The following is a 22,087-nucleotide window of genomic DNA, read 5'->3' as shown; positions in this document are numbered from 1 at the left end:
TTGAAAAATGGAATTGAAATTTTTAAATCCAGCCTAAACGGCTGGGTTTTTTTTGATTTCGTATTAAATCAATAGGAAATTAAATGACTTATAGTTTGCCTTTTAAAGCTTTCCGTTTTATTCAGTAATAGATCTTTTTTGGTCTTTTTGCTCCTTGGAACCTTCTTTCTTTTTAGTATTTGAATACAAAAGGTTGATGATGATCGCGAAAAAGGAAATGGTCATTAGCGTTAAAACAATAAAATTATCCAAGAGGTTAAATATGCCAAAAACAAAAATGCCTATGCCCGTGATACCACTTAATATTAAAGATTGTTTGTCGCTCAACATAAATTTATATCCCAGTGTAGTTACTAGGTGAAATACATTTTAATTCGTCTTTTATTGTGTTGGAAACCTCTAAGGTATCAATAAAATTTGAAATCGACTCTTGATTAATTTTTGAATTGGTTCTGGTTAAACCCTTCAAGGCTTCGTATGGGTTGGGGTAACCCTCTCTTCGTAAAATGGTTTGAATAGCTTCAGCAACTACAGCCCAGTTATTTTCTAAATCTTCAGCAAACTTAGTTTCGTTAAGCAATAATTTATTTAATCCTTTTAGTGTCGACTTAAATCCAATAATGGTGTGACCAAAAGGAACGCCAACATTTCTTAAAACCGTACTGTCTGTTAAATCACGTTGTAATCTTGAAATGGGCAATTTAGCCGAAAGATGCTCAAATACAGCATTGGCAATCCCTAGGTTTCCTTCTGAATTTTCAAAATCAATAGGGTTTACCTTGTGTGGCATGGCCGAACTTCCTACTTCACCTTTTTTAATTTTTTGTTTGAAGTAATCCATCGATACATACGTCCAAATATCTCTATTCAAATCAATAATTATGGTATTGATGCGTTTTAACGTATCGTACAGAGCAGCCATATGATCATAATGCTCAATCTGCGTAGTCGGGAACGAATGTTGCAAGCCTAACTTTTCCTGAACAAATTTTGCTCCAAAAGCTTTCCAATCAATGTTTGGGTAAGCCACATGGTGCGCATTAAAATTACCCGTAGCACCACCAAATTTTGCTGCACTTGGTATATCGTTTAATAAATTAAATTGTTCATTAAGACGCACTACAAAAACTTCAATTTCTTTGCCTAATCGGGTTGGAGATGCCGGCTGTCCGTGTGTTCTGGCCAACATAGAAATCGCAGCCCAATCCTTTGAAAGTTCTTTCAACCTGTTTAAAACCAAAAAATATTCAGGCACATAAACGTCGTTCATAGCTTCCTTTATACTTAACGGAATCGCGGTATTATTGATGTCTTGAGAAGTCAACCCGAAATGTATAAACTCTTTGTGTTCTGAAAGGTTTAATGCATCAAACTTTTCTTTTATAAAATACTCGACGGCCTTAACATCGTGGTTGGTTACGCTTTCAATTTTCTTAATGGATTGGGCATCTTCTTCGGTAAAGTTTTTATAGATATCCCTTAGGCTTTCAAAAATAGAATGGTCAACCAATTCAAGCTGTGGTAATGGAATTTCGCACAAGGCAATAAAATACTCAATTTCAACCAAAACCCGATATTTGATTAAGGCAGCTTCAGAAAAATATGGTGCTAGTTCGTTAACTTTACTTCTGTATCTTCCATCAATTGGAGAGATGGCGTTGAGTGGTGATAATGACATATTCGGTTTGAATTTTAAGACTGCAAAGATAGTTTTTTTAGACGGAAGGAGGAAGCCGCATGCCTTAAGTTTTTACCGATTATTTTTCTTTATTTTTTTTAGAATATGCCTGGCTCTCGCCTTAAAACCTGAACTTTGCATTTGGAAATCTCGCTCTAAAACAAGAGCCAATTCAGGGAGCACCCAGTCGTATGCCTTTCCAAGTAAAAACAAGGTGTTCATAGAGTAGGCTTTTGGGGCTATTTTCTCATTGTTTATCAAATAGTCAAAACACGTTTCAATAATGCGCTCTTTGTGTGTTTCCGTTAAGCTGTTTTTAATTCTATTCTCTTTATTGGAAGTGTAAGCTTTAGCGATAAACTCACATATTTTAGCCACGGGCCGTACAGCAGAATCCTGGTGTACTTTACCCATATGGGCCGTAAAAGTCTCTAAATGTGGTATGATTATTTCAATATTTTCGTTGCAAATAAATTCGAAAACCCATGCTGCTTTAGGTGATAATTTATCATCAACCATAAAAAGGACTTCCAGAAGTTTAGGTATTAAACTGAGGTCAGCTAATATCAGATTGGCATAATACAGTCGTTTTTCGCGCGAGCGGTTTACATAATTTAATTCGTTGTAAAGTTGAGTTGTAGTCAAACCGATTTTACTATTTTTATGGAAAATTAAAAATATTAAAATGAAAATTATAAAAAAAATACTTTTAGCCCTGTTGGTTTTATTTGGGATTGCTCAATTTTTTGGTCCAGAAAAGAATGAAGGTGATTTAAGTTCTGTTGAACCATTTTTGGCAGAAACCAATCCACCTGAAGATGTAAAACAGATTTTAGAAGAAACCTGCTATGATTGCCATAGCGACATTACCCACTACCCATGGTATAATAATATAACACCAGTAAATTATTGGTTGGCAAGTCATGTAAAGGATGGGAAAAAACATTTTAATGTTTCAAATTGGGTAGATAATTCCATAAAACGAAAAGACCACAAGTTTGATGAATTGATTGAAATGATTGAAGAGAAAGAAATGCCATTAAAATCCTATACTTGGACGCATAGCGAAGCCAATTTAAGCGACGTCGAGATAAAAGCAGTAACTGACTGGGCCAAAATGGTAAGGTTTAAGTACAGTTTAGCTGCTGAGCCAGAATAAATTGATAACTATGTAATTTGTATTCCAAATTTCGATTACTATCATAGTTTCGGAATTTGGTTTTTTTTAATTCGAGATTTGAAAAACCCTAAAAGCAAAAATATACTCATTATCGGTTTTGTTTGGCCTGAGCCCAAAAGTTCGGCAGCAGGTAGCCGAATGATGCAGCTTATCGATTTTTTTAAAGCTCAAAATTATCTTTTAACTTTTGCTAGTGCTTGTGCCAAAACCGAACGGGCATTTCCATTGGAAACCATTGGTGTCAAGCAAGTGTCTATAAAATTAAATAATCATGAGTTTGATGTTTTCGTTAAGCAGCTAAATCCTGATGTGGTGCTTTTCGATAGGTTTATGGTCGAAGAGCAATTTGGATGGCGCGTTACAGAGCAATGCCCAAATGCTCTTAAAATTTTAGATACCGAAGACTTACACTGTTTACGAAAAGGTCGCCACCAAGCCTACAAAGAAGGGGAACCTTTCGATAAATCTTATTTGTTTAACGTCGCTGCTAAACGAGAAATTGCCAGTATTTACCGTTGCGATTTAAGCTTGATTATTTCGGAAGCTGAAATGGAGATATTGAAAACTAATTTTAAAGTGAATCAAGATTTACTAGTTTATCTGCCATTTATGTTGGATGAAATTTCAGAAGAAACTATCAAAAGTTTTCCAAAATTCAACCAAAGACACCATTTTATAACTATCGGGAATTTTCTGCACGAACCTAATTATAATGCGATTTTATATTTAAAAGAAACCATTTGGCCTTTGATAAGAAAGCAACTTTCTGGTGCAGAAATGCATGTTTATGGAGCCTACACATCGCAAAAAGTAAGTCAATTAAATAATGAAAAAGAAGGTTTTTTAATTAAGGGCTTTGCTGCCGATGTAAACCAGGTGATGCAGGCGGCCAAAGTATGTTTAGCTCCCATTCGCTTTGGTGCTGGATTAAAAGGGAAATTAGTTGATGCCATGCAAAATGGAACTACCTGTGTAGCGACTTCTATTGGAGCAGAAGGCATATATGGTACTCTTGAATCCAACGGGTTTATTGCAGACCAACCAGAAAAATTTGCTCAAAAAGCAGTTGAATTATACCAAAACGAAACGCTGTGGAATGAAAAACAGCAGAACGGATTTCAAATTGTAAATGCACGTTTTGGTGAAAAAGAGCATCAAAACAATTTAATTTTAAAAATTAAAAATATATTTCAACAGCTTACCAACCACCGACTTAACAACTTTACAGGGCAAATGCTACAACATCATACCATGCAAAGCACCAAGTTTATGAGTAAATGGATTGAAGAGAAAAATAAGAATCAGTAAAACTTTAAAAAGAACCTATAACTTTTCTAATCCCAACAGTAGCTGTGTCAGCTATAACCGTTAAATTTTTATTGCTTTCAATATTGGGTTTTGGGTCAATAAAATAAGTGGGGGTGTTTTCAGGCACATAATGTATCAGACCGGCTGCGGGGTATACTTTCATAGACGTGCCAATAATCATTAAAACATCGGCAGTTTCGCAAATGGTTACTGCTTTTTCAATCATAGGTACATCTTCTCCAAACCAAACAATGTGGGGCCGTAATTGGTGACCTCTTTTGCAAACATCACCCAAAACCAAATCGGTTTTCCAATCTTGTATATCCGTATGGTCAAATGTACTTCGTACCTTTAAAAGTTCACCGTGTAAGTGGGTAACGTTTCTGCTTCTGGCACGCTCGTGTAAATCATCAACATTCTGGGTAATGATACTGACATTAAATTTCTTTTCAAGCTTGGCCAAATCAAAATGTGCTTGGTTAGGTTCAACTTCAAATAGCTGTCGTCGTCTTTGGTTGTAAAAGTCTAAAACCAGTTCTGGATTGGCTTTAAAACCTTGTGGAGTGGCCACTTCCATAACATCATGGCCTTCCCATAAACCATCGGCATCCCTAAAGGTTTTTATACCGCTTTCGGCGCTCATGCCCGCTCCGGTTAGTACAACAAGGTGTTTCATTGTATAAATATAAAAACTTTTTACCATTGCAAATCGCTCTTTTGGTGGATGTTGCAATTTATTTGTTTAGGGTTGGGAATAGACTATCAAATCATTTCATTCTTTTCAGTTAAGGTTTTGTTTTATATTTGAAACTATGGTAGACCTAAAACTCATCGAACATCTTGAAACTTTTTTAACCGAAAATAGGCGTGAACGTTTTAAAACGGTTTTATCACAACGTACCAAGCATTTTACCGTGGCGACCGAAGATGTGTATCAATTACATAACACCAGTGCAGTTATTCGTAGTTGTGATGTTTTTGGCATTCAGGAAGTCAATATTATTGAAGAACATAACAGCAAGCGTATAGATAGAGAAATAGCTATGGGCGCCCAAAAGTGGGTTGACTTAAATCGATATCATTCCGTGAAAAGTTGTATTTCAGATTTAAAACAAAAAGGTTATCAAATTGTAGCAACAACTCCACATACCAACGATTGTGTATTGCATGAATTTGATGTATCCAAGAGATCCTGTTTTTTCTTCGGAAGGGAAACGGAAGGTTTGTCGCAAGAAGTTTTAGATGAAGCCGATTGTTTTTTGAAAATTCCTATGGTCGGGTTTACTGAAAGCTTGAATATTTCGGTTTCTGCCGCCATTATTTTACAGCACGTTACCACAAAGCTGAAACAAACAGATGTTAAATGGCAATTATCTGAAAACGAAATACTTGAAAAGCGATTTGATTGGTGTAAAAAAACGATTAAAAGCTACGAAAAAGTGGTTGGGCGGTTTTATAGCAACAGTTAAATTTTGTAATTTTAGTTGATATCAAGTTAAGATGGTTATAGAAACATAAACTAAAAACAGTGTCAAATGAAAAAAAATATGGTAGGCTGGTTTGAGATCCCAGTAAGTGATATGGATAGGGCCAAGGCGTTTTATGAAATGGTGTTTAATGTGAAAATTGATATTCATGATTTTGGAGGGATGTTGATGGGCTGGTTTCCTTTTGCTGAAGGTAAAGAAGGTGCGGCAGGAACCTTGATAAAACAAGAATCTTACATACCCAGTGAAGAAGGTACATTGGTTTATTTTATATGTGACGATGTGCAGATTGAATTAGATCGCATTGAAGGTGCCGGTGGAAAAATTTACCAACCGAAAACACAAATTTCTCCCGAGCATGGCTATATGGGGGTCTTTATAGATACCGAAGGAAATAGAGTGGCATTGCATTCACAAAAATGAAAAAAGGAATCCATTTTGGGATTCCTTTCAATATATAAATTTCAATCTAAATTCTTTTTAAAGTCTTTTGCTACGGTTTCGGCTAAGAAGCTTATATTCTTCATAGCATCCGCTAATGGCATCAAGTATCTGCAAATCATTGGCAGTTTTGATAAAACCTTCAGAGTAGTTGCACTGACTCACAATTTCATCTAAATCTACACGATTTACATTCAACAAAACCATAAGCATTTCTCTGTCAAAACGTGAAGCTAATAAATTCCTGATTTTATCATCTTCTTTCATCTTTTTGAGCTTCCGTAGTTCATTTGGCTTTTTGCCAAACATGCGGTGAAGGAAATCGGCAGGATTAAAAATAGAACCAATCACCTTGGTTAAACCAGATTTTTTACTGGCTTCATAACCTGTGCCTTCCAGACCAGAAATACTGTATCGGTAATTGGTGTTTTTATCGGGCACTTGTTCTATGTCTACTTCTAAATAACCTGTTAGTCTCAATTGGTTTACAACCACTTCTTCCAAGGCTAAGGCCAATTCGGTCAACTCAATTTTTGAGCTTCCAAACTTTAGCCAGTCGTTGGTAACACGCACTTTAATAGATTTAAAACCTAAATATGAAAGGTGGAGCGTATCGTTGGGTTTGGCCGAAATTTGAAACTCACCCTTGCTGTTGGTCGTTGTTCCAATAACTTGGTTAAGGTTAACGATATTAACATTTTCCAAGGGTTTGTCATCAGAAGAATTAATAACCACACCCAATACTTTATCGGCCTCTTGAGCCATGCCCATAGTGGAAGCCAGCAAAATCGCAAAAAGTATTAAGTAGTTCTTCATGATTTGGTAAAACGTTAATTTAAGAATAAAAGTACTAAAGAAAATTTTAGCAATGCCTTTCTGTTTTTATTTTGACTAAATATTAACAAATTAGTTTAATCGCTAGGGTTACCTTCTAGAACGACGTGGCCTTGAACTGGCAAAATCACCAGAATTAGAACGTCTTGGTTTCGATTTTCCTTCTGAGCGTCTTCTGTCTCCTCTATTTCCTGAGGTCGCTTTTCTGTCATCACCGTTACCGCTGCGTCGACCATCGCGTCTTTTTCCGCCTTTTTTACCATCACGTCTTCCGCCGCCTCCCCGGTTTTCAGACACTTCAACATTTACATAACGACCTTCGTGTTTAAAGTCGGTAAAGTGTGCCAAAACTTTTTCCTTTAGTTCATTTTCGGTATTGAAAAACGAAAAACTATCTTTGGTTTCCACTTTAAAAACGTCATCTCTACCTAAATCAAGCTGTTCTTTTAAAAAGTCTTTCAACTTCATCCAGTCGAAGCCGTCTTTTCCACCAACGTTAATGAAATAGCGTGTTGAATCCTTGCTTCCACCTTTATAATCACGTCCGCCATCACGGTCGCTTGCGCTTACAGAAATATTTAAATCTTTTGCTTTGTTATAGTAATTAAAGAACCTCGTAAACTCCACTGAAAAGAATTTTTTTATTAATTCGTCTTTTGTAGTGTCTTCAAATAATTCGTTGATGCTTAGAAGGTATTTGTCAATTTCGTGGTTTATTTCGGTATTGTGGATTTTATTGGCGAGAGACATCAATTGAACCTCGCAAATCTCCATACCATCGGGAATTTCCTTTTTTTCGAATTGTTTTTTTATGATACGCTCGATACTCTTAATTTTTCGAACTTCACTTTTTGAAACAATAACCATAGAAACCCCAGTTTTTCCAGCACGACCCGTACGACCAGAACGGTGTGTGTAGGTTTCAATTTCGTCTGGTAATTGATAGTTAATAACGTGCGTAATATCATCTACGTCAATACCACGGGCAGCCACATCGGTAGCTACCAACATTTGAATTTGGTTTTTTCTAAACGCATTCATTACCAAATCACGTTGGTTTTGGCTTAAATCACCATGAAGCGCTCCTGCATTGTAGCCGTCTTCAATGAGCTGTTCGGCAACTTTTTGGGTGTCGCGTTTTGTGCGACAAAAAACCACCGAAAATATATCTGGGTTGGCATCGGCCAAACGTTTTAAGGCTTGGTAACGGTCTCTGGCATTTACCAAATAATATTCGTGCGATACGTTACTAGTGCTTTCGTTTTTGTTTCCAACAGTAATTTCGTTGGGTTTATGCATAAAGTTTCTAGCAATAGCAGCTACTTCTTTAGGCATAGTTGCCGAAAATAACCAAGTACTCTTATCTTTTGGTGAATGCGATAAAATATCCGTAATATCTTCTTTAAAGCCCATGTTCAGCATCTCGTCGGCTTCATCTAAAACGGCATATTCTATTTTTGAAATATCAACCAAACGACGACTAATCATATCTTTCATTCGTCCTGGCGTAGCTACTATAATCTGGGCGCCACGCTTTATTTCACGGGCTTGGTCGGTAATACTAGAACCACCATAAACGGCCACTACATTAAGTCCTTTGCAGTATTTGCCGTAAAGTTTCATTTCGTTGGTTATTTGCAAACAAAGCTCACGTGTGGGCGATAAAATCAAGCCTTGGGTGGTGCGGCTTTCGATATCAATTTTTTGTAGCATAGGGAAACCAAATGCTGCGGTTTTACCGGTTCCGGTTTGCGCCAGGGCCACTAAATCATCTTCAGTATCTAATAAAAGTGGAATAGCTTTTTGTTGTACTTCACTTGGGGTTTCAAAGCCTAAATCGTTGATGGCTTGTAATAGGTTGTCATTAAGACCTAAATCTTGGAATGTGCTCATTTTAATATAAGTATTCGATTATGTTATGTAGTGTTACATAAGAAGAGAATCGACATACTTAAACCTAAACTTCCAGTAACACATCCTCACCCTGAGGAATTTAACTCATTTTCTGAGTTTCAAGGCGCAAAGATAGTCTTTTATTTATCAATACCATTATTTTATGATTTTGTTGTGAATTAAGCTTAACGCATGATTTAAAATAGGGTTGCGATTATCTTTGTTCCAAACGGCTGAAAGCACCGTGCGCTGGCGAATTTTGGTGAGTTCTATAAATTTAATTTTTGAATTGTTTTTGGTTTTTAACGATTTGGGGACAATAGAAACACCAAAATTGTTCTCTACTAATTTATAAATGGAACCGGCATGAATGGTATTATGGGTGATTAATGGGCTAAAACCACTATCGTCAAAAATCTCCATAACATTTTCATAGTATGATGCACTGTATTCAGAATCGAATAATATAAAATGCTCATTTTTTAATTGCAACATGTTTTTAAAATTTGAAGCATCTATTGGATGATTTTTAGGAAGAACCAAACAAAACGGTTCTTTCAAAACGGGTTTAATGTGCAATCCACGAGGAATGCGTTCCAATCGTACAAAACCGATGTCAATATTTTGCGCAAGCAAATTTTCAATTTGTTTATTATTGTCCATTTCCTTCAAGCTAAACAAAATATTGGGATGGTTTTGGGTAAAATCCAAAAGAAGGTCGGGAATAATGCGTTGCATAGCAGAACCCACGTAACCAAAATTGAGTTTTCCGTCTTTGCCCTCCTGCAATAGTTTGGCATGGTTTAAAATGGTGTTTAGACTATTTAGGTTTTTGGTCAATTCAATTTTTAAGTATAGCCCTACCGGGGTCAGTTGTACCTGTCGATTATGCCTATCAAAAAGATTGATACCCAAAAAGCTTTCCATGTCCTTTATCTGTCGACTTAATCCGGGTTGTGAAATAAATAGTTTTTCGGCAGCTTTTCTAAAATGAAGTTCGTTAGCGACGGCTAAAAAATATCTGATATGTCGTAATTCTATTTGATAACTCATAGTTATTAAATGTTGATATTAATGGTCTTATTAAGCATCAAATTTATCAATAAATTTGTAATACTTAATACTTAATATTTAAATTTAAAATGATGTTTGCATACGGTATTGATAAACTTACGGTAGATAAGGTTTTGGCTATTGCTAACGGTAGTTTTAAAGCAACATTAACAGAACAAGCCATTAAAAGTATTAATGACTGCAGGGAGAAAGTGGAAACTTTAGCAAATTCCACTAAGCCCATGTACGGTATTAATACAGGGTTTGGGCCTTTATGCGACGTTAAAATTTCTCTAGAAGAAACCAGCCTTCTTCAAAAAAACCTACTGATTACACATGCTGTTGGTGTTGGCGAACCAATTGCAAAGGAACTATCAAAAATAATGATGATTTGTAAAGTGCATGCTTTAAGTCATGGGTTTTCGGGTATTCGTTTACATGTTATAGAACGTATTATGTATTTCATTGAAAACGATTTATTGCCAATAGTTCCAGAACAAGGTTCGGTTGGTGCTTCGGGTGATTTGGCACCATTGGCACATTTGTTTTTACCATTAATGGGAGAAGGTGAATTTCGGATAGGAGAGGATATTGTTCCTGCAAAAGCAGTTTTAAAATCACATAATTTAAAGCCCATAGAATTGCAGGCCAAGGAAGGCTTGGCATTAATAAATGGCACCCAATTTATTTTGGCACATGCCATTGTTGGTTTAAAAAAGATGGAATATCTTTTAGATTTGGCCGATGTTTGCGGAGCTATGAGTATTGAAGGCTACCAAGGAAGTTCGGCACCTTTTCGTGACGAATTACATAAATTGCGTCCGTTTAGAGGCACAGTTGAAGTCGCAGAACGAATGACAATGCTTCTTTATAAATCACAGAATGTAGACTCTCACGAAAATTGCGAGCGCGTGCAAGACCCTTACTCCATGCGTTGTATTCCGCAAGTACATGGCGCATCAAGAAACGCATATTACCACTTGTTGAAGTTAACAAAAATTGAAATGAATTCGGTAACCGATAATCCCATTGTGTTAAGTGAAACCGAAGCAATTTCAGGTGGAAATTTTCATGGGCAACCATTGGCAATGGCTTTAGATTACTGCTCGATTGCTGCAGCCGAATTGGGTAATATTTCAGATAGAAGGTGCTATTTGCTTATTGAAGGTAAATTTGGATTGCCGAGGTTATTAACCACTGGTGGCGGATTGAATTCAGGTTTTATGATACCGCAGTACACCACCGCAGCTTTGGTAACCGAGAATAAATCTTTATGTTTTCCGCCGTCTGCAGATAGCATTCCAACCTCTTTGGGGCAAGAAGACCACGTATCTATGGGAAGTATTTCGGGGCGTAAATTCAATCAGATTTTAGGGAACATCGAAAAAGTATTGGCCATCGAATTAATGTATAGCGCCCAAGCTTTGGAGTTTAGAAGACCCAATACCTTCTCAGATATTATAGAAGAAAATCATAAGATCATTAGAAAACAAGTTCCGAAATTAGAAAATGATAGAATTTTAAAAAACGATATCAATACTATGATTGAACTTGTTAAAATTAAAGCTTTCAATTTAAGGTAATATTAAAAATGACATTTCAAGCGCAAATATTACGAGGAATTCCGCAAGAATTACCAATAAAATATGATTATCCTGCAGATGCCAACAGAGCGCCAAAGCGAAAGGATGTTTTATCGAAAGAGGAAAAACGTTTGGCCATTCGAAATGCATTAAGATACTTTCCAAAAAAATGGCATGAAGTGTTGGCGCTAGAGTTCGCGCAAGAATTACAAGATTTCGGTAGAATTTATATGTATAGGTTTAAACCATCTTATAAAATATATGCCAGACCAATTGAAGATTACCCGGCAAAATCGTTGCAAGCGGCGGCTATTATGCTCATGATTCAAAACAATCTAAATCCAGACGTGGCGCAGCATCCCGAAGAATTAATTACTTATGGAGGAAACGGGTCTGTGTTTCAAAATTGGGCACAGTACCTTTTAACCATGCAGTATTTAGCAAACATGACTGAAGAGCAAACGTTGCACATGTATTCTGGTCATCCCATGGGACTGTTTCCGTCATCTAAAAATGCGCCACGTGTTGTGGTTACAAACGGGATGATGATTCCCAATTATTCTAAGCCAAACGATTGGGAGAAATTCAATGCTTTGGGCGTTACACAATACGGACAGATGACAGCGGGTTCATTTATGTACATTGGTCCACAAGGTATTGTACATGGAACAACGATTACGGTGATGAATGCTTTTAGAAAAATAGCAGCTCTCCCAAACTCAAAAAATCAGGATACCGTGGTTTTCCCTCCTTTGGAGGGGACTAAGGGGAGGCTTTTTTTAACTGCTGGTTTAGGCGGAATGAGTGGCGCGCAACCCAAAGCTGGAAACATAGTGGGCTGTATAACGATTGCTGCCGAAGTTAACGAAAAAGCAGTTAGAAAGCGCTACGAACAAGGTTGGGTAGATGTTTTGGTTGATAGTTTAGATGATTTAGTTGCTCGAGTAATAGAAGCTCAAAAGGAAAAAGAAGTCGTTTCTATTGCCTATATTGGGAATGTGGTTGATGTTTGGGAGCGGTTTTATGAAGAAAACATTTTTATTGATGTGGGTTCAGACCAAACGTCGTTGCATATACCATGGACGGGTGGTTATTATCCGGTGGGTATTTCGTATGAAGAATCAAACCGATTGATTCGGGAAGAACCCGAAGTTTTCAAAGAAAAGGTTCAAGCCTCATTACGAAGACATGCCGAAGCAATAAATAAGCATACGGAACGAGGCACCTATTTCTTCGATTACGGAAATGCTTTCCTTTTAGAGGCTTCACGTGCCGGCGCCGATGTGATGGCAGAGAATAATATTGATTTTAAATATCCATCATATGTTCAAGATATTTTAGGACCCATGTGTTTCGATTATGGTTTTGGGCCTTTCCGTTGGGTTTGCACTTCGGGCAAACCAGAAGATTTAGATAAAACTGATGAAATTGCCATGGAAGTCCTACAGGGGATTATGAAAAATTCGCCTGAAGAAATCCAACTACAAATGCAAGATAATATCACTTGGATAAAAGATGCCAAAAAAAATAAAATGGTCGTAGGTTCGCAAGCACGTATCTTATATGCCGATGCGGAAGGGCGTGCTAAAATTGCTGAAGCCTTTAATAATGCTGTAGCTTCGGGAGAAATTGGTCCAGTGGTATTAGGGCGCGACCATCATGATGTGAGTGGTACAGATTCACCTTACCGTGAAACGTCAAATATCTACGATGGTAGTCAATTTACAGCAGATATGGCGATTCAAAATGTCATTGGCGATAGTTTTAGGGGTGCTACTTGGGTATCCATTCATAATGGCGGCGGCGTTGGCTGGGGCGAGGTAATAAATGGTGGTTTCGGCATGTTCTTGGATGGTACAAAAGAGGCCGAAGAACGATTAAAAAGCATGTTGTTTTATGATGTAAATAATGGAATTGCACGCCGGAGTTGGGCTAGAAACGATGAGGCTTTGTTTGCTATAAAGCGTGAAATGGAACGTACGCCTAGTTTAAAAGTAACTTTGCCTAACTTAGTAGATGATAAAATGTTAGAAAACCTATTTTAATGCGCATCTTATTTCAAAATATAAAAGCATTACTTCAAGTTCGAGAAGAGCCTATTGATTTCGTTTCAGGTAAGGATATGTGTCATTTGCCTACTATTAAAAATGCTTATTTATTGATTGAGGAAGGTGTGATTTCTGATTTCGGAAAAATGGAGGATAGCCCTGAAATAAAAGCAGATAAAACCATTGATGCCAAAGGAAAAATGATTTTGCCTGCCTGGTGCGATTCACATACCCATTTAGTATATGCCGGAAACCGCGAAAGTGAATTTGTTGATAAAATAAATGGGGTTTCGTACCAAGAAATAGCCAGTAAAGGAGGTGGTATTTTAAATTCGGCTAAAAAGCTTCAACAAACTTCGGAAGAAGATTTATATCAACAAACCAAAATCCGATTAGAGGAAATTATTGCCATGGGAACAGGTGCAATCGAAATTAAATCGGGTTACGGTTTAACGGTGGAGTCGGAGTTAAAAATGCTCAGTGTCATTAAGCGCTTAAAGGAAAATTATGACTTACCTATAAAAGCTACTTTTTTGGGTGCGCATGCCGTTCCAGATGAATATAAAAACAATAAGGAAGGCTATTTAGAGCTAATTATAAGAGAAATGATTCCATTGGTTGCAGAAGCCAAATTAGCCGATTTTATTGATGTGTTTTGTGAAGAAGGCTATTTTTCGGTTGAAGACACCGAGCGCATTCTAGAAGCTGGAAAACAACACGGACTAATCCCGAAAATTCACGTCAACCAATTCAATTCCATTGGAGGGATTCAAGCAGGAGTAAAGTACCAGGCACTTTCGGTAGACCATTTAGAGGAAATGCGAACTGAAGATATTGAAGCCTTAAAAGGCACCCAAACGATGCCAGTAGCTTTACCCGGCTGTTCTTTCTTTTTGGGTATTCCATACACACCGGGGCGTAAAATGATCGATGCTGGATTGCCATTAGCCTTGGCCTCGGATTATAACCCAGGTTCTTCACCTTCTGGAAACATGAATTTTATGGTTTCTACAGCCTGTATAAAAATGAAACTCACACCTGAGGAAGCTATTAATGCGGCTACCATAAATGGAGCGTATGCCATGGGCTTACAAAATGAAATAGGTAGTATTACCGCAGGAAAAAAAGCGAATTTTATTCTTACGAAACCTATTAATTCTTATCAATTTATCCCATATTCGTATGGTGCAAATCAAATTCAACAGGTTTATATTTCAGGTAAAAATTTAAAATATTAATTCAGGTATGTTTCTATTGCTTTATTTGACTCCAAAATAATCAAGTTCCAAAAGTTGTAGTTAACATAAAATTACCTAACGCAAAATATTCGGCGTTTATAGAAATACTATCTTTAACTTTTTAAATTGAATCTATGAAAAACCTAATCTTAATTACAGTTTTAACACTTTCAAATTTTTGTATGGCACAAGAGGAGAATAAATCGCCGTATCAGGAAATACCAGATTATTCTATTAGCTATACAGCGGGAGCAGTTATGGCGAGAATGCTTGATGGTTTAGGGTTTCGTTACTACTGGGCGACCGAAGGATTGAGGGATGAAGATTTGAATTATAAACCAAGTGAATCTGGCCGTTCTTGTGGTGAAACTATCAATCATATATTAGGACTTTCAAATTTTATTTTGAATGCCGTTTCAACTTCTGAGCAAAAAAAAGAACATTCAAATTTAAGTTTTGATGAGAAACGAAAACTTACCTTAGAAAACCTAAAAAAGGCTTCAGAAATTTTAATAGTTACAGAAGATTTAAGTCAGTTTGATACTAAATTTCCATTTTGGAATATTATAAATGGTCCCATTGAAGATGCCGTTTGGCATTGTGGGCAAATAGTTCTGTTAAGACGAGCATCAGGTAATCCGTTTACTTCAAAAGTGAGTTTGTTTACGGGTAAATTAAAATAACAAATAGCTTAACCACCATTTGTCTTTGTTGCTCGCTTTGTACAACATATATTTTTTACTTGGAAAATAGAGCAGGCCAATAACCAAAATCCAAACTATATAAACAACAAAAAGTGTATAGCCATAATTGATTAGCAATGCCTTATCGACTACTTCTTTTGTTAAAATCATGTCTTTCCAATTTCCGCCAAAAAACTAGAATTAAGGGCTTTTAGAAATAAACAAACATTATTTCTAAACCTAGGGAAAATTTTGTACGCAAAACTAAAATAAAAAAGCACCTCAAATTTGAGACGCTTTTTTATAATTACTGATGATATAAAACATATTATTTACTTACATCATCTAATTTTTTGGTGTCTATATATTGTTGAAATGCTACTACCTTACCATTCTCAATAGTCCAAAGGTGTGCAGCTTGGGCGTTATACGTTTTTCCTGTTTTTTTAAGTTTGGCGTCGTACCTTAAGGTGGCCAATACCTGATTGTTATACATGTCGTGAATTTCAATATCACTTAGTTTAAAATATTCATGTTCTTCGCCAACACGAGCAAAAACACCTTCTAGTACGGCATCAGGGCCTATGTAGGGATTGCCGTCTGCATAAGCATTACCTTCTGCTTCGTTCCAAATTACTTCGGCATCTAAACCAGCGAGTACTTTTGGAATATCACCTTCCCCAAAGGCAGTATAAAGATTGTTGACTAAACTTGTATTTTCATATGCAGATACAACACCTAGTTGTTGTAAAAAAGCCATATTGTCCATAAAATCATGCTCTTGTAAAATTTTGCCATTTTGCATTTTTACTAAGGTAACACCTTCAATATTTACAGGTTTTCCAGTGGGCGGCATTCCAAAGAATTCACCGGTATGTTTGCCCTTAAAACTCCAATGTTTTACAATTTTATCATCTTGCCCAAAAGCATCAACCGTTGTAAACTCAATATCTGAAAATCCGGTAAGAAAGTTTTGGTAGTAGGCTTTTACGTTTTCAATACCCACGATATTTTCAGGGCTTGAAACCAGAATAATGTCTTCTACGAAATTGGTGTTATTAATGAGGTCAATATTACCATCGTTAATAATTTGATCCCAAGTTTGTGTATACATCGAAATGTTTTTTTCTAATTGAGCATTTTTACAAGACATTACACAAAGAAACATTGAGAAAAGAAGGAGTTTTAAACTGTTTTTCATTTTGGTTGATTTTAATGGTTAGTAGTAATGAACTGAAAATCTATAGTGATATACACAAAAAGTCCAACCAAATAGATGGACTTTTTATTATAAATAAAACTTGTTTAATTTAGTTTGATAATTCTTTATTTAGTGTATATATATACGACCAATCACTTGAAACGGAAGCTCTAAATTTTGCTCTAAGCGCATCGGTTTTGTTTTTGCCATTTGCATTTTCATAAATTTTCCAAACACCATCTCGTTCAACATCTAAGCTAGCAAAGTTTTTGAATGGAACACCAATAAAATAATCAGCTACCTCTGGAGATCCACCCATAACACTATACCAAGTTCCTCTGCTATCTCCTTCAGCTTTTTTAACCGCTTTGCTTATTTCAGAAACAACGTCATTAAAATCTGATGAATTATTAACTTTTACATTATAAACCCACACTAATCCTGTGTCTTCAGGCATTGGGGCATTTCTGCTCAACTCTGGCATAGAACGCGCTATATTATAATGAACACTTTTAACATGCGGCATGATTAAGTTGACAACAATCATTCTACATTCTTTTCCTGCTGGGTCATCTTTTTCATCCATTTCTGCCCAATTAGCCATGGCACTTGTCATGGTATATACATTGCCCTCCCCTTGAACACGCTTCCAAATATTCCATTTGTCTTCGCCATCATTTTCTAAATAGCATTCTTTCCATGCTTTTACACCCTCAATAAATTGTGCGTTATGACCTGTTTTAACAGTAATCTCTGATAGATTCAGTAAAAAAGATTCATTCTCTTGTGATACTACTAATAGCGGTAGTAACAACATTAAAAACAATAATTTTTTCATTTCGGTTGGTTTTAAATTAATATATACACGTGTTAGAACTATTCTAACACAGGATTTTAAATATTAATTTAGGGCTATGTTGTTTTATTTTTTGCTACTAATGCTGTGAGAAGGGGGGGCTAGCTTTCGATTATTAAAGCCAGAATTTAAATATAGTAATTTTTTTACTGATATCAATTCTTTTGAGAACAATGCAATATCTTTTAGTTTTCATGTTTTATTGAATTATAATTTTTTCTACAAAATTTTCCATCGACTTTTTGTGTTTTCGAAAATTTATAAACTGTAATATCAATACCGTTAGCAACGGACTCACTGCAATAAATAGGAAAATTTGCTCCCATTCAAAAAATGCCTTTAATTGACCGATGAGTCCCGAACCATATGCTCTACCCATATTAGAGATTGCCATGTATAGGGTAAATTGGGTGGCTGCAACTGTTTTAAAACATAGCTTCATTCCTGTTGCGAAAAATGCAATACTAATAAATGTTGCCAATAAAGATGATAATAAAATAAAGCTGAAAATGATTTCATTGAATCCCCATAATGACGAAGACAACCCAATTCCAAATAGTAAAGCTATTGTTGCTATTAAATATATAGTAAGCATTCTCTTTTCACCGAAGTAATCAACTAAGGCACCACCGGCAAACATACCAAATAGACCACTAATTAAACTGGTTGTTGAATAAGCTTGTGAGAAAGAGGTGTTTGTCCATCCTAGTTCTTGAATTGTGTAAATGGGCAAGAGCGTATCAACAAGACCATTTAGCATGCCATTAAAACAAATGGCTATACTCATAAAGATGCTGGATGGAAGAATAATGACTTTAAAAAGTCCTTTTAAATATCTTTTTCCAACTATGGAGTTGGATTTTTTCTGCATCCGCAGAAGGCTTTCCTTTAGTCCATGGCATTAATTTTTCACCTGGGCGTTCTCTAAAGCATATAGGTACTAATATAAAAAAAGCAAAGGCAAGAGATAAGAACGGTATCGCTGTTGAAAATCCTAATAGATTTATTAGTGATGTTCCAACAACAAGTGTAATTGAAACTCCTATGGTTTTAGAGCCCCACATTAAGCCATTTGCGCGCGCTTTTTCATTATTTGGAACAATTTCAACAGCCATTCCGTCGGTGGCAACATCTTGAAAGGCACCAAAAAAACTAATAAAGAACCCAGCCATCATTAAACCACTTAAATTATTTAATGGATCAGGGACAAGTCCAATGGCTAAAAAACTTATAATCAATCCCAATTGACCAAATATTACCCACGGCCTTTTTCTGCCCATTGAAAGAATTGTAAACCTATCCATTAATGGCGCAATAAATAATTTTAAGCTCCAGGGGATTCCGATGACAGCAACAAAACTAGCAATTTCTGCGGGTGTTTTTCCGTTCATGGCTAACCAAGCGGGAATGGCATAAAAAGTAATGCCCTCTGGTGCGCCCTGAGCTAAATAAAGTGCGGAAAAGTTAAAATATCTTAAAAAAGAATTTTCAGATAATACAAGATTAAGTTTTTTCCAAGGTTTTCTTTTCTTGTTTATAGAGGCGGTTTTTTTTGCTTTCAAATTGGGAGGACATTGGTTAAACAAAATTTAATCATAGTATCGGGTTAAATAATAATCAAGGTATGTGTGAAAATTGATAGAAGAGGTTTGGCTCTAGATTATTGAGCCATTTTTTTTTTGAATTAAAGAATTGAGATTTTGCATAGCCTCTTTTTGTTGATATTAAACTTTAAAAAAAGACTTAGGGGAATATATAAGCTAATATTACGTAAAATATTGAATATTATCAAGTTTGTGACAATATATCGATAGAGTTTAGTGTAAAAAAAAAGAGGCTCTACATTTGTAAAGCCTTTTTTTGATAACTAAGATTAGTTGGAAATTACTTAATAGCAGTCTTTTTTTCTTGTGTAGAAAAGTCAACTTCAAGCTGATTCTTTATAATGTCTTCAAAAGTTTCACGTTTTCTTATGAGATGTGCCTTTTCGTTATACCAGAGTACTTCCGCTGGACGGAAACGCGAATTGTAATTACTGGCCATAGAAAAACAATAGGCTCCAGCATTTTTGAAACTAAGGACGTCACCTTCGGTAATTTCTTTAATACGACGATTACTGCCAAAAGTGTCAGTTTCGCAAATGTAACCCACTACGGTATAGAAACGCTCTCTGCCATTTGGGTTAGAGATGTTACTTATATCGTGGTGCGACCCGTAAAACATTGGGCGAATTAAATGGTTAAAACCAGAGTCTACCTGAGCAAATACCGTTGACGTTGTTTGTTTTACTGCATTTACTTGTGTTAAAAAGCATCCCGATTCACTAACCAAAAACTTCCCAGGTTCGAACGCAAGGGTTAAATCTTTACCGTAATTTTTACAGAATTGGTTGAATCTTTCGGTTAGTTTTTGGCCCAATTCTTCAATATTGGTCTCAATATCGCCTTCTTTATAAGGTACTTTAAATCCAGAACCAAAATCTATAAAATCTAAGTTTTTAAATTGCTTGGCTGTTTCGAATAAAATTTCGCTGGCATATAAAAACACTTCAATATCCAATATATCACTTCCCGTGTGCATATGAATACCATTGATGGTCATTTTAGTGTTTTCCACAATGCGCAGAATATGAGGAATTTGGTGAATGGAAATACCGAATTTAGAGTCGATGTGACCCACCGAGATATTGGCATTTCCACCCGCCATAACATGTGGGTTAATACGAATACAAACTGGTACCTTAGGGTGTTTTGTGCCAAACTGCTCTAAAATAGAGAGGTTATCGATATTTATTTTTACACCAAGTTTTGCGGCTTCCTCAATTTCACTTAAGGAAACACCGTTGGGAGTGAATATAATTTGCTCTGGCTTAAAACCTGCAGCCAAACCTAATTTTACCTCTTGAATGGATACCGTGTCTATTCCAGAACCTAAAGATCTCAAAAGTTTTAATATTGAAATATTAGACAGCGCTTTAACGGCGTAGTTTATTTTTAAGTGCTTCACATTTTTAAATGCACTTGTAAGTCTTTTATATTGTGCTTCAATTTTATGGCCGTCGTAAACGTATATGGGGCTACCGAACTCCTGTACAATTTTAAGCAATTGATTTTCTGTCATGATTTCAAATTTTCGCCAAAGATATTTTATTAAAACTTATAAAAAAGAAATCAGTAAAAAATTTGTAAACATTAAACAAAATGTTAATTATTTAACATTAAATATTGTTGTTTGCTATTCTTAATAAGTTTTCGCAATTAATTATTAGGGTAAGTAACCGCTATTATTTACATTTGTGCTTCTTAAACTTATCAAGGACATTATGAATTTACACGAATATCAAGGCAAAGAAATACTAAGCAGTTTTGGCGTACGCATTCAACGCGGTATTGTGGCACAAAATGCTAAAGAAGCAGTTGCAGCAGCAAAACAATTAACAAGTGAAACAGGAACCAGTTGGCATGTAATAAAAGCACAAGTTCATGCAGGTGGTCGTGGAAAAGGTGGAGGCGTAAAGCTTGCCAAAAACCTTGGAGAAGTTGAAGAAATTGCTGGGCAAATAATTGGTATGGATTTGGTTACTCCGCAAACTTCAGCCGAAGGAAAAAGAGTGCACCAAGTTTTAGTTGCCGAAGATGTTTACTATCCTGGAGAAAGTGAAACCAGTGAGTTCTATATGTCTGTTTTGCTTAATAGAGGAACTGGGCGCAATATGATTATGTATTCTACTGAAGGTGGAATGGATATAGAAACCGTTGCTGAGGAAACACCTCATTTAATTTTTACTGAGGAAATTGATCCAGCTGTAGGAATTATGCCTTTCCAAGCTCGACGAGTAGCCTTTAACCTTGGCTTATCGGGTACAGCGTTTAAGGAAATGACCAAGTTTGTTACTGCTTTATATACAGCTTATGTAAAATCTGATTCTTCATTATTTGAGATTAATCCAGTTTTAAAAACAAGCGATAATAAAATAATGGCTGTAGATGCCAAAGTTACGATTGACGACAATGCTCTTTATAGACATAAAGATTATGTTGATTTAAGAGATATTAGAGAAGAAAGCGCCATTGAAGTTGAAGCTGGTGAGAAAGGACTGAATTACGTAGATTTAGACGGAAACGTTGGTTGTATGGTAAACGGCGCCGGTTTAGCTATGGCTACTATGGATTTAATTAAACAAGCGGGTGGTGAACCAGCCAACTTTTTAGATGTAGGAGGCACTGCTGATGCCGCTCGTGTTGAAGCCGCTTTTAAAATCATATTAAAAGACCCAGCTGTAAAAGCTATTCTAATCAATATTTTTGGAGGTATTGTTCGATGCGATAGAGTGGCACAAGGGGTTATTGATGCTTATAAAAACATGGGTAATATTAGCGTACCAATTATTGTGCGATTACAAGGGACCAACGCCGACGTGGCAAAAGAATTAATTGACAACTCTGGTTTAGATGTATTAAGTGCTACCGAGTTTCAAGAGGCTGCAGATAAAGTACAGGAAGTGCTTTCTTAAAGTTTTTAAATATTTGTCTAGTCCTAAATAACCGATACAGATTATTAAAGGATTAAATTTATAAATTAAAGCTGAACAATGGTAACATTGT

The 22,087-nt window shown here is 36.1% G+C and carries 21 protein-coding genes; 9 read left to right on the top strand and 12 right to left on the bottom strand.

Features of this window, described 5'->3' with window-relative positions:
• Window positions 1-334: 334 nt before the first annotated feature.
• Together purB and ACIEHO_RS12655 are read right to left on the bottom strand one after the other, a co-directional pair.
• Window positions 335-1,678, bottom strand: coding sequence for an adenylosuccinate lyase (gene purB / locus ACIEHO_RS12660; protein WP_406972265.1), 1,344 nt, complete (start codon window positions 1,676-1,678; stop codon window positions 335-337).
• Window positions 1,679-1,750: 72 nt separating this feature from the next.
• A complete protein-coding gene (locus ACIEHO_RS12655) occupies window positions 1,751-2,323 on the bottom strand; it encodes an adenylosuccinate lyase (protein ID WP_406972263.1) in 573 nt (190 codons plus the stop codon).
• 40 nt (window positions 2,324-2,363) lie between these two features.
• Between ACIEHO_RS12655 and ACIEHO_RS12650 the strand changes: the two genes are divergently transcribed.
• The gene (locus ACIEHO_RS12650) at window positions 2,364-2,837 is read left to right on the top strand and encodes a heme-binding domain-containing protein (protein ID WP_406972261.1); all 474 of its coding nucleotides are present in this window, start codon (window positions 2,364-2,366) and stop codon (window positions 2,835-2,837) included.
• A gap of 78 nt (window positions 2,838-2,915) precedes the next feature.
• Window positions 2,916-4,166 carry a glycosyltransferase gene (locus ACIEHO_RS12645; protein WP_406972259.1) on the top strand — a complete coding sequence of 417 codons (1,251 nt, stop codon included), beginning with the start codon at window positions 2,916-2,918 and terminating at the stop codon, window positions 4,164-4,166.
• Between the two features lie 4 nt (window positions 4,167-4,170).
• Here the strand turns inward: ACIEHO_RS12645 and ACIEHO_RS12640 are convergent, their stop codons facing one another.
• Window positions 4,171-4,842, bottom strand: coding sequence for an SIR2 family NAD-dependent protein deacylase (locus tag ACIEHO_RS12640; RefSeq protein WP_406972257.1), 672 nt, complete (start codon window positions 4,840-4,842; stop codon window positions 4,171-4,173).
• A 136-nt stretch (window positions 4,843-4,978) separates the two neighbouring features.
• On the opposite strand from ACIEHO_RS12640, the gene ACIEHO_RS12635 reads away from it, so the two are divergent.
• Both ACIEHO_RS12635 and ACIEHO_RS12630 read left to right on the top strand, forming a co-directional pair.
• Window positions 4,979-5,635 (top strand): TrmH family RNA methyltransferase, encoded by a 657-nt coding sequence (locus ACIEHO_RS12635; RefSeq protein ID WP_406972255.1) that lies wholly within the window; start codon window positions 4,979-4,981, stop codon window positions 5,633-5,635.
• A 66-nt stretch (window positions 5,636-5,701) separates the two neighbouring features.
• A complete protein-coding gene (locus tag ACIEHO_RS12630) occupies window positions 5,702-6,076 on the top strand; it encodes a VOC family protein (RefSeq protein WP_406972253.1) in 375 nt (124 codons plus the stop codon).
• A 57-nt stretch (window positions 6,077-6,133) separates the two neighbouring features.
• Here ACIEHO_RS12630 and ACIEHO_RS12625 read toward each other — a convergent pair whose 3' ends face one another.
• From ACIEHO_RS12625 to ACIEHO_RS12615, 3 genes are all read right to left on the bottom strand, one after another.
• Window positions 6,134-6,910: a carboxypeptidase-like regulatory domain-containing protein gene (locus tag ACIEHO_RS12625; RefSeq protein ID WP_406972251.1), complete on the bottom strand. Its 777-nt coding sequence runs from the start codon at window positions 6,908-6,910 to the stop codon at window positions 6,134-6,136.
• A 108-nt stretch (window positions 6,911-7,018) separates the two neighbouring features.
• Window positions 7,019-8,821 (bottom strand): DEAD/DEAH box helicase, encoded by a 1,803-nt coding sequence (locus ACIEHO_RS12620; protein ID WP_406972249.1) that lies wholly within the window; start codon window positions 8,819-8,821, stop codon window positions 7,019-7,021.
• 156 nt (window positions 8,822-8,977) lie between these two features.
• Window positions 8,978-9,874 (bottom strand): LysR family transcriptional regulator, encoded by an 897-nt coding sequence (locus ACIEHO_RS12615; RefSeq protein ID WP_406972247.1) that lies wholly within the window; start codon window positions 9,872-9,874, stop codon window positions 8,978-8,980.
• A 92-nt stretch (window positions 9,875-9,966) separates the two neighbouring features.
• Here ACIEHO_RS12615 and hutH point away from each other — a divergent pair, with 92 nt between their 5' ends.
• From hutH to ACIEHO_RS12595, 4 genes are all read left to right on the top strand, one after another.
• Window positions 9,967-11,457 (top strand): histidine ammonia-lyase, encoded by a 1,491-nt coding sequence (hutH, locus tag ACIEHO_RS12610; RefSeq protein WP_406972498.1) that lies wholly within the window; start codon window positions 9,967-9,969, stop codon window positions 11,455-11,457.
• Window positions 11,458-11,465: 8 nt separating this feature from the next.
• Complete coding sequence (locus ACIEHO_RS12605) at window positions 11,466-13,502, top strand: urocanate hydratase (protein ID WP_406972245.1); 2,037 nt, start codon at window positions 11,466-11,468, stop codon at window positions 13,500-13,502.
• The gene (gene hutI, locus ACIEHO_RS12600; RefSeq protein ID WP_406972243.1) at window positions 13,502-14,743 is read left to right on the top strand and encodes an imidazolonepropionase; all 1,242 of its coding nucleotides are present in this window, start codon (window positions 13,502-13,504) and stop codon (window positions 14,741-14,743) included. Before ACIEHO_RS12605 ends, hutI begins: the two co-directional genes overlap by 1 nt.
• A 134-nt stretch (window positions 14,744-14,877) precedes the next feature.
• Window positions 14,878-15,426, top strand: coding sequence for a DinB family protein (locus ACIEHO_RS12595; RefSeq protein WP_406972241.1), 549 nt, complete (start codon window positions 14,878-14,880; stop codon window positions 15,424-15,426).
• Here ACIEHO_RS12595 and ACIEHO_RS12590 read toward each other — a convergent pair.
• From ACIEHO_RS12590 to lysA, 6 genes are all read right to left on the bottom strand, one after another.
• Window positions 15,418-15,597, bottom strand: coding sequence for a hypothetical protein (locus tag ACIEHO_RS12590; RefSeq protein ID WP_406972239.1), 180 nt, complete (start codon window positions 15,595-15,597; stop codon window positions 15,418-15,420). The two genes, ACIEHO_RS12595 and ACIEHO_RS12590, sit on opposite strands and share 9 nt — an antisense overlap.
• Before the next feature lie 157 nt (window positions 15,598-15,754).
• On the bottom strand, window positions 15,755-16,627 hold the full coding sequence (locus tag ACIEHO_RS12585) for an ester cyclase (protein WP_406972237.1): 873 nt from the start codon (window positions 16,625-16,627) through the stop codon (window positions 15,755-15,757).
• A gap of 109 nt (window positions 16,628-16,736) precedes the next feature.
• Window positions 16,737-17,465 (bottom strand): hypothetical protein, encoded by a 729-nt coding sequence (locus tag ACIEHO_RS12580; protein WP_406972235.1) that lies wholly within the window; start codon window positions 17,463-17,465, stop codon window positions 16,737-16,739.
• A 217-nt stretch (window positions 17,466-17,682) separates the two neighbouring features.
• Entirely contained in the window at window positions 17,683-18,270 is a 588-nt protein-coding gene (locus ACIEHO_RS12575) for an MFS transporter (protein ID WP_406972233.1), read from the bottom strand.
• A gap of 28 nt (window positions 18,271-18,298) precedes the next feature.
• Entirely contained in the window at window positions 18,299-19,045 is a 747-nt protein-coding gene (locus ACIEHO_RS12570) for an MFS transporter (protein ID WP_406972231.1), read from the bottom strand.
• A gap of 322 nt (window positions 19,046-19,367) precedes the next feature.
• Window positions 19,368-20,603 (bottom strand): diaminopimelate decarboxylase, encoded by a 1,236-nt coding sequence (gene lysA / locus ACIEHO_RS12565; RefSeq protein WP_406972229.1) that lies wholly within the window; start codon window positions 20,601-20,603, stop codon window positions 19,368-19,370.
• Between the two features lie 202 nt (window positions 20,604-20,805).
• On the opposite strand from lysA, the gene sucC reads away from it, so the two are divergent.
• Window positions 20,806-21,996 (top strand): ADP-forming succinate--CoA ligase subunit beta, encoded by a 1,191-nt coding sequence (gene sucC / locus ACIEHO_RS12560; protein WP_406972227.1) that lies wholly within the window; start codon window positions 20,806-20,808, stop codon window positions 21,994-21,996.
• The last annotated feature ends 91 nt before the right edge of the window (window positions 21,997-22,087 follow it).

Source organism: Flavisericum labens (assembly GCF_045446075.1).
Classification (GTDB): domain Bacteria; phylum Bacteroidota; class Bacteroidia; order Flavobacteriales; family Flavobacteriaceae; genus Flavisericum; species Flavisericum labens.
This window is presented reverse-complemented; position numbering and strand designations above follow the sequence as displayed.